The 13131-nt window shown below is 61.8% G+C and carries 10 protein-coding genes; 5 read left to right on the top strand and 5 right to left on the bottom strand.

All coding sequences use genetic code 11. The features are described from left to right. The first annotated feature begins 122 nt into the window (after positions 1-122). On the top strand, positions 123-1277 hold the full coding sequence (locus tag K0F85_RS12540) for a patatin-like phospholipase family protein (protein ID WP_219116325.1): 1155 nt from the start codon (positions 123-125) through the stop codon (positions 1275-1277). 19 nt (positions 1278-1296) lie between these two features. Here K0F85_RS12540 and K0F85_RS12535 read toward each other — a convergent pair whose 3' ends face one another. The 3 genes from K0F85_RS12535 to K0F85_RS12525 form a co-directional block, all read right to left on the bottom strand. Next, complete coding sequence (locus tag K0F85_RS12535; RefSeq protein ID WP_219116324.1) at positions 1297-1602, bottom strand: hypothetical protein; 306 nt, start codon at positions 1600-1602, stop codon at positions 1297-1299. Between the two features lie 45 nt (positions 1603-1647). Further along, the gene (locus K0F85_RS12530; protein WP_010396415.1) at positions 1648-1800 is read right to left on the bottom strand and encodes a DUF3309 family protein; all 153 of its coding nucleotides are present in this window, start codon (positions 1798-1800) and stop codon (positions 1648-1650) included. A 66-nt stretch (positions 1801-1866) separates the two neighbouring features. After that, complete coding sequence (locus K0F85_RS12525) at positions 1867-2313, bottom strand: glycine zipper 2TM domain-containing protein (RefSeq protein WP_219116323.1); 447 nt, start codon at positions 2311-2313, stop codon at positions 1867-1869. Between the two features lie 265 nt (positions 2314-2578). On the opposite strand from K0F85_RS12525, the gene K0F85_RS12520 reads away from it, so the two are divergent. The 3 genes from K0F85_RS12520 (at position 2579) to K0F85_RS12510 (ending at position 4795) form a co-directional block, all read left to right on the top strand. Then, the gene (locus tag K0F85_RS12520) at positions 2579-3133 is read left to right on the top strand and encodes a hypothetical protein (RefSeq protein WP_219116322.1); all 555 of its coding nucleotides are present in this window, start codon (positions 2579-2581) and stop codon (positions 3131-3133) included. Between the two features lie 82 nt (positions 3134-3215). Next, positions 3216-3527, top strand: a complete 312-nt coding sequence (locus K0F85_RS12515; RefSeq protein WP_219116321.1) for a BON domain-containing protein — start codon at positions 3216-3218, stop codon at positions 3525-3527. 71 nt (positions 3528-3598) lie between these two features. After that, the gene (locus tag K0F85_RS12510; protein ID WP_374198688.1) at positions 3599-4795 is read left to right on the top strand and encodes an AI-2E family transporter; all 1197 of its coding nucleotides are present in this window, start codon (positions 3599-3601) and stop codon (positions 4793-4795) included. A 56-nt stretch (positions 4796-4851) separates the two neighbouring features. Here the strand turns inward: K0F85_RS12510 and K0F85_RS12505 are convergent, their stop codons facing one another. Beyond that, complete coding sequence (locus tag K0F85_RS12505; RefSeq protein ID WP_219116320.1) at positions 4852-5799, bottom strand: YihY/virulence factor BrkB family protein; 948 nt, start codon at positions 5797-5799, stop codon at positions 4852-4854. A 70-nt stretch (positions 5800-5869) separates the two neighbouring features. Continuing rightward, complete coding sequence (locus K0F85_RS12500; protein ID WP_219116319.1) at positions 5870-6895, bottom strand: OmpA family protein; 1026 nt, start codon at positions 6893-6895, stop codon at positions 5870-5872. Between the two features lie 473 nt (positions 6896-7368). Between K0F85_RS12500 and K0F85_RS12495 the strand changes: the two genes are divergently transcribed. Then, positions 7369-13122 carry an alpha-2-macroglobulin gene (locus K0F85_RS12495; RefSeq protein WP_257572725.1) on the top strand — a complete coding sequence of 1918 codons (5754 nt, stop codon included), beginning with the start codon at positions 7369-7371 and terminating at the stop codon, positions 13120-13122. Positions 13123-13131 lie beyond the last annotated feature (9 nt).

Here is a 13131-nt window from a genome sequence, read left to right as displayed (position 1 = left end):
GTTTTTTTTTGCCCCCATTCATGCCCCCATTCAAGGTCCGACGTGCGCGCACGCAAGCGTGGACACAATCCCTTACAATGAATCACGCCGTATTTCGCGCGGCGGACAAAGGGGCCATCTTGATGACGCAGTCGACGACACCGATCAATCAGTTAAATCCCTCGCGCCTGCGCGTCGTGCTGGTGCTGCAAGGCGGCGGCGCACTGGGCGCCTACCAGGCCGGGGTCTACCACGCGCTGCACGAACATGGCCTGGCGCCCGACTGGGTGGTGGGCACCTCGATCGGCGCCATCAATGCCGCCATTTTGGCCGGCAACAAGCATGAAGACCGGCTGGTGCGCTTAAAGCAGTTCTGGCAACGCGTGGCGCACCGCGACAGCGTTGACATGAATATGATTTCCGACCAGCAGCGCCGTTCAAACATCTGGCTGGCCACGCTCGATACGCTGCTGCGCGGCGTGCCCGGCTTCTTCAAGCCGCGCGCCTTCAGCCTATTTCCCACCGGCATCGCCGTCAAGCCGGAAGAGGCCAGTTTTTATGACACCAGCGAGCTGGCCAGCACCCTCGAGGAATTGGTTGATTTCGATTACCTGAACCAGCCGGGCGGCATGCGCCTGACGGTCAACGCCCTGCGTGTCAAATGCGGCAGCCTCACCAGTTTCGACAGCCAGCAGCAGCCGCTGACGGCGGAGCATATCCGCGCCAGCGGCGCCTTGCCGCCCGGCTTTGCCGGCGTGCGCGTCGATGGCGATTTATATTGGGATGGCGGCCTGTACTCGAACACCCCGCTGGAAACCGTGCTCGACGACACCCCCCACGTCGATACCCTGGTCTTCATGGTCGACCTGTGGAGCTCGGAAGGGCCGGAGCCGAGCACCCTGGATGAAGTGCAGACGCGGCAAAAGGACGTTACCTTCGCGTCGCGCTCGAAGCGGCATATCGCCGATTATGTCAATACGCATACTTTGCAGCGCAAATTGCGCGAACTGTACGCCGGTCTGCCCGATACCGCGCACAACCGCCGGCAGACGGAAGAGTTGGTAGCGCTGGGCTGCGACAGCACCATGCACATCGTGCGCCTGCCGTATGCTGGGCGCGACTGGCACATGGCGGCCAAGGACATCAATTTTTCCAAGGGCTCCATCGAATGGCGCTGGGAGCAGGGCTACCAGGATGGCTTGCGCGCGATCAAGGCGGCCGGCTGGCTGGCTTTTGTTACGGAAGACACGCCACTCGTGGTGCATGAATTGCCCCCCTACGAGCGCGACGCCGCCTGATCCGGGGGCGGTGCATGGATCACTGCCGCGGATGAGCCGCTAGGCGCAGTTTTTCCGCGTTCGCCATGTCTTGCCGGTAAATATCTTGCGCATCTTTCAGGCAGGCCGCGCGCGCGGCGGACGCTTGCAGGCGGCAGGCTTTCTTGGCCTCGGCCAGGGCGGCGGCGATTTCCTTGTGCAAGGTGCGCAACTGGGCTTGCGGCGTGCTGTCTGCCTGGTACCAGCGCTGCGGGTCGCCCGGCTGCGGCGTGGCCGTCTGGGCCTGCGCCAGTGGCGCCAGGCTGCAGGCGAACAGTGCCGCCAAAAGTGTGTTGTGGATAGTCATGATATTTCCTCTTTGAAATAGAAAAGGCGCCGAAGGCGCCTTTTATTACAACCTGCCCGTCAGTAACAGCAGGATCAGTATCACTACGACCAGGCCGGCAATGCCGCTGGGGCCGTAGCCCCAGTTGCGGCTATGCGGCCAGGTGGGCAGGACGCCGACCAGGGCCAGGATCAAGATGATCAGAATGATGGTGCCCATGGCAACTCCTTGTTATCGTACGACTCATGCGGATGGCGGATGCCTGCTGGCAAGCTGCGCCGAGAATTAATAGCGGTAGACGCGGCCGTCAACGACGCGCACGCGGTTGCCAGGGCGCAAGTCGTTCGCGGTGTCTTGCACCACGGTGCGGTATTCGCCGTTATCGAGACGCACGCTGATCTGGTAAGCCTGCGCCTGCTGCCTGCGGCCTTCCACCTGGTTGCCCACGACGCCGCCGGCGACGGCGCCCGCCACGGTGGCGGCCGTGCGTCCGCCGCCCGAGCCGATGGTATTGCCCAGCAGCGCGCCTGCGATGCCGCCGACCACGGCGCCGGCGCCGCTCGTTTGTCCGCCACCCTGCACGATCTGGATGGAGTCGACGGTGCCGTACATGGCGGACTCAGGCTGGTTAGCCGGGTAATACTGCTGTGACTGTGAAGGACCTGTGGCACAACCGCTCAGTACGGCGGTGGCGGCGAGCATCAGTGCTGCCAAGGTGGCATTGGTTTTCATTTTATTCTCCTGACGAGGTGAGGGTGTGGTGCCATCTTAGTCACGCCCCTGTCCCCGGTCTGTACGCTGCCGCACGTACTTATTTGGTGTGGAAATGACACTTTTTTCTGGCGCGATGCCGTAAAACGTTGTTATTTCTCCCATTCTGCCTCTGACTTTCAAAATAAATTACTTGTGTACGGCAGCGTACAGAAGAGTGGCGCCTATCCACGTAAAACGGTAGTCATGCCAAGCAGACATGCTTGTCACTACCAGGGAGAAATTCATGAACAAGAAAAAGCTTTTCACCGCCATCGTCGTCAGCCTGGCGTGCGCCGCCTGGGGCGGCCAGGCAGTGGCTGCCACGCCGGAAGCGAAAGCCGCTTACAAGGCAGCCAATGAACAGGCGGGCCTGAACTACAAGCTGGCACATGCCGAATGCGAAAAAATCACGGGCAACCCGAAGGATGTCTGCATTGCCGAAGCAAAGGCCGTGCGCGCCTACGATGAAGCAGTGGCCCAGGCGCAATATACGAATACCCTGCGTGCCTACACCAAGGCGCGCAACAAGATTGCCGATGCCAACTACGACGTTGACCTGGCGCGCTGCAATGCGCTGACAGGCAACGACAAAGATGTCTGCGTCAAGCTGGCCAAGTCCACCAAGGTGGCGGCCCTGGCCGATGCCAAGGCGGACAAGAAGGTCATCGAAGCGCGCAGCGATGCGCGTGAAGCAAAAAGAAAAGCCGAGTACAAGGTCGCGACAGAAAAATGCGATGCATTAGCCGGCGCAGCCAAGGATGACTGTATCAAGGCTGCAAAAACCCAGTTTGGCTACTGAGCTCCTTCGGGCGCGCAGTGACCAAACTGGTATAAGAAGCTCATTGTGAGCACATTGATTGACCACTCCTAAGGAAAAAACCATGAAATTCACTAAATCTATCGCTACTGGCCTTTTCGTCGCTTCCCTGTTTGCCGTTGCAGGCTGCGCTTCCACGCCAACCAAAGAAGGCACGGGCGAGTACATCGACGACGCGGCCATCACCACCAAGGTCAAAGCCAGCATCTTCAATGAGCCTACCCTGAAATCGACGGAAATCAACGTTGAAACCTTCAAGGGCGTGGTTCAGCTGAGCGGCTTCGTTGCTCAGGCAGCTGACGCCGCCAAAGCGGGCGAAATCACCCGTGGCGTCAAGGGCGTGAAGTCGGTGAAAAACGACATCCGCGTCAAGTAAGGGCATGACTTGCCGCAGCGCCAGCCCGATGGCTGGCGCTGCGGCCCACCACCGACCGTTGCGGGAATCGCATGCATATTCAGCCTACAGATGCCCCGCCCGAACCGGTGGCGGCTGCCTCCACCGAGCCTGCCGGACCACCTCCCGGCACGTCCGTGGAGCACCCCGATGCATCCTTGCGCCTGCCGCTGCATGTCAATGCGCGCGGCCTGGCCCTGGGCATCATCGCTACCGTCAGCTTCATCTATGCGCTGCAATGGGCGCAGAAATTCCTCATTCCCGTCATCTTCGGCATTTTCATTGCCTACACCCTCAATCCCGTCGTCGCCTGGCTGGAAAAGCTGCGCCTGCCGCGCGCCATCGGCGCCACGGCCGTCACGGCCCTGATCCTGTTCGGCTCTGTCGTCGTGATCGAGCGCGTGCAGGGCGAATTCGAATCCATCGTTGAAGAGTTGCCGGCCGCCACGCACAAGTTGTCGCGCCTGATCGCCGCCAATACGGGCGGCAAGAACAGCACCTTCCAGAAAATGCAGGCCGTGGCCAATGAAATCGAGCAAGTGGCCGCCGGCGCCGAAGCGCGCCGCAACAACCGCCGCGCCGCCGCCGCCGAGGCGCCCAATTTCAAGATCATGGACTGGGTATGGGCGGGGTCGCTGGGCCTGGTCGGCTTTCTCAGCCAGGCGACCATGGTCATCTTCCTGGTGTTTTTCCTGCTGCTGTCGGGCGACACCTTCAAGCGCAAGCTCGTCAAGCTGACGGGACCGTCGCTGAGCCGCAAGAAGGTCACCGTGCACATCCTGGAAGACATCAATACCTCGATCCAGAACTATATGTTCATGTTGCTCGTCACGAATGCCTTGCTGGCGATCCTGATGTGGGTCGCCCTGCGCATGATCGGCCTGGAAAATGCGGGCGCCTGGGCCATCGTGGCTGGCTTGTTGCACATCATGCCGTATTTCGGTCCCTTGCTCATCACCATCGCCACGGGGCTGGTGGCCTTTTTGCAGTTCGAGTCGCTGGAAATGGTCTTGCTGGTGACGGGCACGTCGATGGCCATCGCCACCCTGGTGGGCACCTTTGTCACCACCTGGATGACCGGGCGTATCGCCCGCATGAATCCCACGGCTGTGTTCATCAGCTTGCTGTTCTGGGGCTGGCTGTGGGGCGTCTGGGGCTTGCTGCTGGGCGTGCCGATCATCGTCATGCTGAAGGTGGTGGCCGAGCGCGTGCAGGGCATGGAAGTGGTGGCGGAACTGCTGGGCGAATAGCTTCCAGCAATGCCAACGGCGCCCGCAGGCGCCGTTGTTGCGTGTGGAGCGCTGCTTCAGGACTGATGGCGCTTGAGGATTTTTACCTGCAGATCTCCATCGTCCGTCTTCGGCATATCCTTCATGCTGCCCAGCTGAAGGGCGAACTGGCGCGTGAACTCGGCGCCCAGGAAGAAGATTTGCGCCGAGTAATACACCCACAGCAGCAGGGCTACCAGGGACCCGGCCGCGCCATAGCTGTTGGCCACGCCGCTATTGCCGATATACACGCCAATCGCATATTTCCCCAGTGAAAACATGAAGGCCGTACCCAGGGCGCCGATCAGCACGTCGCGCCAGGACAGGCGCACGCGCGGCAGCATTTTATAGATGACGGCGAACAGGCAGGCGATGACGGCAAAGCCGATCAGGTTCGACAGCAAGGTAAACAGGACGGCCGTGTCCTTCCAGACGCCTTCCCAGAAGTTGGCGAGGATGGCCATGGCCGCGTTGACCACCAGCGACACCATCAGCAGGAAAGCCAGCACCAGCACCAGGCCGAAAGAGAGCAGGCGCGTGCGCAGCATGTCCCAGGCGCCCGCTTCCTTCAGGGGCGGCACTTGCCAGATTTCATCGAGACTGGCTTTCAGTTCGGCAAACACGCTCGTGGCGCCAAACAGCAGCAGGGCGCTGGCGATGAGGGTGGCGATGCGGCCCTGCTCATGATTCCTGGCGCCGGCCAGCACCAGCTGGATGGCTTCGGCGCCCTGCGTGCCCAGCAAGCCTTGCAATTGGTCCATCAGCTCGCCGCGCGCGGCGGCCGGGCCATAGAAGAAACCGGCGATGGCGATCACCAGTACGAGGATGGGAGCGATGGAAAACAGGGTGTAATAGGCGAGGGCGGCGCCCTTGCTTGAGGCGCGGTGTTCCAGCCATTCGGTGACGGAACAGACGATGACGCTGCGCATTTGCTTGGCGAACGGCACGATGCCGGCCAGTTTTGGGTAGCGGGTAGACAAATTCATGGTGGCTTTCAATGCAAAAAAGGGGCGCGAGCCCCTTTTTTTATTCACAAGTGGCGTACCACTGTTCAGCTTACTGTACGCGGCGTTCGATGGTGATCTGTTCCACTTCGACGCGGCGGTTTGGTTCCAGGCACTTGATCAGGTCGGCCCGCTTCTTGTTATCGCAGGTGACGACAGGATTGGTGGAACCCTTGCCTTCGGCCGCCAGGCGGTTGGCGGCGACACCATGGCCGACCAGGTATTCCTTGACTGCGTCAGCGCGCTGCTGCGACAGTTTCAGGTTGTACTTGGCCGAACCGATGCGGTCGGCATAACCACTGATGACGACATTGTTGACGTCCGGCGCGGCGTTCAGTACGCGGGCGATCTCGTCGAGTTTGGTCTGTGTCGGGCCCAGTTTCGCACTGTCGAAGGCGAACAGTTCGGTTGCCGACATCGTCACTTTTTCAAAGCGTGGCGGCGGCGGTGGTGGCGGTGGCGGCACGACCACGACGACTTCCTCGCGCACTGGCGGCGGTGGCGGTGGTGGCGGCGGTGCAGGCGGTTTGTCGAATGCGAAGTTCAGGCCCACGGTGACGTAATAGTTGTTGGCCTTGCTGCTCGGATCGAAGGTGTTGCCACGCAGGAAGCCGTGTACATTGCGCACGTCTGCCTGGAACGACAATTGATCATTGATCATGGACTGGAAGCCCAGGCCCACGCTGGCGTATGGCGAGCTCTTGCTGCGTTCGCCGAAGGCCAAGCTGGTGTCCTTGTCGCGCTGCATGCCCGCGCCTACCAGCAGGAAGGGGCGGAAGGCTTTGCGCGAGAACATGTACAAGCCGTCTACGCCCAGCGTATTTTGCTGGTAGCGCTGTTGGCCATCCTTGGAGCGGGCATACGTGGTGCCCAACTGGATATCCCAGTCCTGGGAAACAGGCTTACCGAAACGCAAGCCTGCGCCATAGCCGGTTTTATCCGTGGCGAAGTCGGAATCTGGCTTGAGTGCGTTGAGGCTGGGTTGAATATACCAGGATGGATTGATTTCCTGGGCCTGTGCGCCGAGGGCGGAGCACAGGACTGCGGCGGCAACGGCGATTTTTTTTAGATTATTCACAAGTAACTCCCAACGTTGATATGAGATTTTTTCTATTGCATCAATGCGACAACTGCCAGACATGCTATTGCTTGAGATAAACAACAATTCCAGGTGCGATTTTCTTGCGATTAATGCACTGCTGTTGGACTAGAGAATACGGTTGCAGGTTCAAGCGGTCGGTGCGTTAGCGCACAAAGCATTGTTGTAACTCAATGGTGTTGTAGATTCACGACGAATACCCTGGTGTTGAAAAAAACTCATCTGCCTCGCGAAAATAATGCGGCAACAGCCTGTATTCCGCTGTTGCCGCGAGAGGCAATCGTACGACTAATTACCGGCTTGCCACTGTATATTAGCAACAATGATGAGCTTGATAACTAATATTACATTCATGTTGTATTCCTGCCGCGTTCTGTTGTCTTTCCGGGCTTGCCTCGGCGAAATATCGTGCGCCGCAGCCAGCTCCGCCACTTTTCATCAAGGAGTCACCCGTGCCTGACCTGCCCCGTGTTTTTTCTTCCCCGCTGTCTGGCAAGCTGGGATCGCTATGCCTGCTGCTGTCGCTGGGCCTGGCGATGCCGGCCTGGGCCGATAGCGGCGTGTCCCTGTTTTCACCCAGTGGCACAGTCAAGGCCGTGCGCCAGGTGCGGGCCCAGTTTGCCACGCCGATGGTGCCGTTCGGCGATATGGGCTTGCCCGCGCCCTTCGCCATCGATTGCGGCAAGGCCGAACCTGGCGTCGTGGCGGGCGCGGGGCGTTGGGCCGACGAGCGCAACTGGAACTACGATTTCGAGCGCGATTTGCCGGCCGGCGTGGCGTGCACCTTTGCCTTGAAAGCGGGGCTGAAGGATGTTGCGGGCAAGCCCTTGCAGGGAACGACGTCTTACCGTTTCACCACGGGCGGGCCGGCTATCGTCGAGGCCATACCGTATGACGGCCAGTCGTATATCGATGAAAACCAGATCTTCGTGCTGGGCATCGACGCCGCGCCGGACGAAGCCAGCGTGGACGCGAATGCGTATTGCCGCGCCGATGGCATCAATGAAAAAATTCCCGTGCGGCGCCTTGTGGGCAAGGAGCTGGAGCAGGTATTGACCCTGCGCAAGAGCTTTCTCGACCGCTACCTGAGCGTGTATTTCAAGAAGCGTGGCGTCGTATGGAAAGTCGGCATGCCTGTCGCCAGCAAGGGCGCGCCGCCGCTGCCTGTCACCGTGCTGCAATGCAAGCGCAGCTTCCCCGCCAACGCCAAGGTGTCGCTGGTGTGGGGTGCGGGCATCGCCAGCGCCAGCGGCATCGCCACGGAGAAGGCGCAAACCTTGCAGTACAAGACGCGCCCCGATTTTACGGCCAAGTTCAGCTGCGAACGCAGCAACCCGAAAGAGCAGTGCATCCCCTTCCTGCCCATGCGCGTGCAGTTTTCCGCGCCCGTGAAAGCGTCGCTGGTGCGCGCCATGACCCTGAAGGGCGGCGGCAAGTCGTATGCGCCGACGATTTCAAAAGAGGAAGAAAAGGCGGAATTCCTGTATGGCGCCACCTTCAATGGCCCCTTCCCCGTGCAAGCCAGCTTCGTGCTGGCCCTGCCGCCGAAGCTGACGGATGACGCTGGCCGCGCCTTGCTCAACCGCGCGCGCTTCCCCATGACGGTGCGCACGGGCGAACAGCCGCCGCTGCTGAAGTTCCCGGCTCCGTTTGGCATCATCGAAGCCAAGGGCGATGGCTTGCTGCCGGTCACCGTGCGCAATATTGAACCCGTGCTATCGGGCAAGGAAATCACCCAAGCCTCCGCTGCCACGGGCGCCACCTTGCGCGTGCCCGACAATGACGACAAGTTCATCATCGAGTGGATGCAGCGCCTGGCCGGCAATGGCGACAGGGGCGAATACTGGCAGCCATACGCCCAGTATGCGGGCAACTTGAGCAAATCCGTGCTGGCGCACGCGGCTGGTACGCGGCCCATCAGCCTGCCCCGTCCGGATGGCAAGAAAACCTTTGAAGTGATCGGCATTCCCTTGCAGAAACCGGGCTTTTATGTGGTCGAACTGGCCAGCCCCATCCTCGGCAAGGTGCTGCTGGGCAAACCGACGACGGCGTATATCCGCACGGCCGCGCTGGTGACCAACCTGGCGGCCCACTTCAAGCATGGCGCGCAATCGTCGCTCGTGTGGGTGACGTCGCTGGACAAGGGCGTGCCTGTTGCGAAAGCGCAAGTGGCCGTGCGCGACTGCACCGGCAAGCTGCTGTGGCAAGGCGCCACGGGGGCGGATGGCGTGGCCCACATCGCCGGCGAGCTGGCCAATTCCAGCTGCAAGAACAATGGCCGCTACTTTATCAGTGCGCGCAGCGACGGCGACATGACGTTCACCCTGTCGGACTGGGTGGGTGGCATCGAAGCCTGGCGTTTCAATTTGCCCACGGACGACACGCGCGCCGACAACACGCTGCTGGCAACGGTTTTCGACCGCACCTTGCTGCGCGCCGGCGACACCGTGCACATGAAGCATTTCATCCGCAAGCACACGGGCGAAGGCATGAGCCTGGTGGACAAGAACAACGGCCCCGGCAGCGCCACCTCCGTTGTCATCACGCACCAGGGCAGCGACCAGAAGTACCAGCTGCCCTTGCGCTGGTCGGCCAGCGGCACGGCGGAAAGCGACTGGCTCATCCCCGCCGACGCCAAGCAGGGCGAATACAGCGTGACGATGGCTGGCCGCCCGTCCGGCAGTTTCCGCGTGGAAGCATTCCGCGTGCCGACCATGAAAGCCGTGCTGCAGGGCCCGAAAGCGCCCGCCGTGCAGGCCAGGCAAGTGGCCCTGGATGCGCAAATCAGCTACCTGGCGGGCGGCGCTGCCACCAACGCGCCCGTCAAGCTGCGCACGGTGCTGCAAGACAAGAGCGTGATGTTTGCCGATTATCCCGATTTCAGCTTCAGCAATGGCGACGTGAAGGAAGGCCTGGTCAAGCAGGGCACGGGCTACGACGACGATGAGGGTGAATGGCAGGATGAAGGCAATGGCGGGCGTGCCGGAGCCGGCGCGACGGCCGCGCGCACGCAAAGTTTGACGTTGGACAAGGCGGGCGGCGCGCGCATCGTCATCGACCAGTTGCCGCAGCTGTCCGCGCCGCGCGACCTGGTGGCCGAAATGGCTTTCCAGGATGCGAATGGCGAGACGGCCTCGGTCGCCACGCGCGTGCCGCTGTGGCCATCGAATGTGGTGATCGGCATCAAGCCCGACGCCTGGGCCTTGAGCAAGGATGCCTTCAAGTTCACCGTAGCCGTGCTGGGCACCAATGGCAAGCCCGTGGCGAACGCCGCTGTGGCAGTCGATTTTTTCCAGCGCAACAGTTATTCGCACCGCCGCCGCCTCATCGGCGGCTTCTATGCGTATGAAAACAGCAGCGAAGTCGTCAAGCTGGGCCCCGCCTGTTCGGGCCAGACGGACGCCAAGGGCCTGTTGATCTGCGACGTGAAGGCGCCCGCCAGCGGCAATTTGATTTTGCGCGCCCGCACGCAGGATGGCGGCGGCAACGCCGCTGTCGCCAACCGTGAAACCTGGGTGGCCGGCAGCGGCGACTGGTGGTTCAACGTCAGCGACAATGACCGCATCGATGTATTGCCTGAAAAGAAACGCTATGAACCGGGCCAGGAAGCGAGCTTGCAGGTACGCATGCCTTTCCGCTCGGGCACGGCGCTGATCACGGTCGAGCGCGAAGGCATCCTCGACACCTATGTGCGCCAGCTCAACGGCCGGGAACCGGTGGTGAATATTCCGGTCAAACCGAACTACGCACCGAATGTATATGTGTCCGTGTTTGTCGTGCGTGGGCGTGTCGACGGCGTGCAGCCGACGGCCCTGGTGGACCTGGGCAAGCCGGCCTACAAGATGGGCATCGCGCCCCTGAATGTGGGGTGGCAGGCGCATGAATTGAACGTCATGGTGGTGTCCGACAAGGAAGTGTATAAAACGCGCGACAAGGCGGAAGTCTCCGTGCGCGTGCGCCGCGCCGATGGCAAAGCCTTGCCAGCCGGTGCGGAAGTGGCGCTGGCGGCCGTCGACACGGGGCTGCTGGAACTGATGCCCAACGATAGCTGGAAGCTGTTAGATACCATGATGGCGCAGCGCAGCCTGCAGGTGGAAACGGCGACGGCGCAGATGCAGGTGATCGGCAAGCGCCACTTCGGCCGCAAGGCTTTCCCGGCCGGCGGTGGCGGTGGCAAGGGCGCCAGCCGCGAGCTGTTTGACACCCTGCTGTTCTGGAAGGGCACGGTCAAGCTCGATGCCAAGGGGGAAGCCACGGTGCAAGTGCCGCTGAACGACTCGCTGACGGCGTTCCGCATCGTCGCCATCGCCAGCGCGGGCAAGGAATTGTTTGGCACGGGCAGCACGGATATCCGCAGCTCGCAAGACTTGATCCTGATGTCGGGCTTGCCCACCCTGGTGCGCGAAGGCGACCAGTTGCGTGCCGGTTTTACGGTACGTAACACCTCGGCCGCATCCTTGAACGTGGAACTCAATGCCACGGCGGCAGGCAAGGCGCTGCCGCGCCAGAGCTTGACGTTGGCGGCGGGGGAGGCGCGCGAAGTGGGCTGGGATTACCAGGTGCCACTGGGCGCGCAAACCGTCGTATGGGACATTGGCGCCAAGGCGGGCAGCGGGCTTGGCAACACCTCCGATCAACTCAAAATCACGCAAAAAGTGGGTCAGGCCACGCCCGTGCGTACGTATCAAGCCACCTTGCTGCAGATCGACAAGCCGATCAATATGTCCGTGCAAATGCCGGCCGGCGCCTTGCCGGGCCGGGGCGGCATCCAGACCAGCTTTGTCGCGAAACTGGGTGGCGAGCTGCCCGGCGTGCGCGAATACATGGCGGCCTACCCCTACACCTGCTTCGAGCAAAACACCTCGAAAGCCATCGCCCTGCAAGACCAGGACGCGTGGAACAAGCTGGCAGCCAGTCTGCCCGCCTATCTGGACAGCGATGGCATGGTGAAATACTTCCCCATCATGGAGCAGGGCAGCGACAGCCTGACGGCGTATGTGCTGTCGGCAAGCCGGGAAGCGGGCTATGCGATTCCCGAACAGACGAAGAACCGCATGGAAGAGGCCTTGACGGCTTTCGTGCAGGGCCGTATCGTGCGCCGTTCCGCGCTGGCCACGACCGACCTGGCCGTGCGCAAGCTCGCTGCGCTGGAAGCGCTGTCGCGTTCGAACAAGGTGCCGCCCGATGCGCTGGAAAGCATCAGCATCAGCCCGAACCTGTGGCCCACTTCCGCCGTCATCGACTGGAGCCTGCTGCTGCAGCGTACGCCAAGCCTGGCGCGCCGCGATGCGCTGCAAGCCGAAGCGCAGCAGATTTTGCGCTCGCGCCTGAACTTCCAGGGCACGACCATGGGCTTTTCCACCGAACGCAAGGATAACTGGTGGTGGCTGATGGTCTCCGGCGACGTCAACGCCAACCGGCTGCTGCTGGCCGTGATGGACAACCCGGCGTGGAAGGATGACATCGGTCGCCTGGTGCGCGGCAGCATGGGGCGCCAGAAGAAAGGGCGCTGGGATACCACGGTGGCCAACGCCTGGGGTACCCTGGCCATCGCCAAGTTCTCGGCCAAGTTCGAGTCCACACCCGTGACGGGCGCCAGCGCCGTGAAACTGGGCAGCGATACGCAAGCGCTCGTGTGGAGTGGCGCGGCGAAAGTGGGCCCCGTGCTGCAAGCGTGGCCGAAGGGCACGGACACCCTGGGCCTGGCGCACAGCGGCACGGGCAAGCCTTGGGCCACCGTGCAAAGCCTGGCGGCCATCCCGCTCAAGGCGCCCGTTTCCAGCGGCTACACGCTCAAAAAAACCATTACGCCTGTGGAACAGAAAACGACGGGCCAGTGGTCACGCGGCGATGTCTACCGCGTGCGCCTGGACTTGTCGGCGCAGGCGGACATGAGCTGGGTGGTGGTCGACGACCCGATTCCCGCCAGCGCCAGCGTGCTGGGCAATGGACTGGGGCGCGATTCGCAGCTGTTGACGGCGGGCGAAAAGAATACGGGCTGGGTCTGGCCCACCTTCGAGGAACGGGCGTTTGATGCCTTCCGCGCCTATTATGATTTCGTGCCGAAGGGTAACTGGAGCGTGGAATACACGGTGCGCCTGAACAATGCGGGCGACTTCAGCCTGCCGGCCACGCGCATCGAGGCCATGTATTCGCCCGAGATGTTTGGCGAGTCGCCGAATGCGAATGTGAAGGTGGGGCAGTGAAACGTCTGG

Origin of the sequence: Janthinobacterium sp. UMAB-56 (assembly GCF_900095265.1) — a bacterium.
Lineage (GTDB): Bacteria > Pseudomonadota > Gammaproteobacteria > Burkholderiales > Burkholderiaceae_D > Janthinobacterium.
This window is presented reverse-complemented; position numbering and strand designations above follow the sequence as displayed.

Bases quoted from the DNA above. Each gene is read 5' to 3' on its own strand.
- K0F85_RS12535 (WP_219116324.1), bottom strand. From the start codon at position 1,602: ATGACTATCCACAACACACTTTTGGCGGCACTGTTCGCCTGCAGCCTG.
- K0F85_RS12525 (WP_219116323.1), bottom strand. From the start codon at position 2,313: ATGAAAACCAATGCCACCTTGGCAGCACTGATGCTCGCCGCCACCGCC.
- K0F85_RS12505 (WP_219116320.1), bottom strand. From the start codon at position 5,799: ATGAATTTGTCTACCCGCTACCCAAAACTGGCCGGCATCGTGCCGTTC.
- K0F85_RS12540 (WP_219116325.1), top strand. From the start codon at position 123: ATGACGCAGTCGACGACACCGATCAATCAGTTAAATCCCTCGCGCCTG.
- K0F85_RS12530 (WP_010396415.1), bottom strand. From the start codon at position 1,800: ATGGGCACCATCATTCTGATCATCTTGATCCTGGCCCTGGTCGGCGTC.
- K0F85_RS12515 (WP_219116321.1), top strand. From the start codon at position 3,216: ATGAAATTCACTAAATCTATCGCTACTGGCCTTTTCGTCGCTTCCCTG.
- K0F85_RS12520 (WP_219116322.1), top strand. From the start codon at position 2,579: ATGAACAAGAAAAAGCTTTTCACCGCCATCGTCGTCAGCCTGGCGTGC.
- K0F85_RS12510 (WP_374198688.1), top strand. From the start codon at position 3,599: ATGCATATTCAGCCTACAGATGCCCCGCCCGAACCGGTGGCGGCTGCC.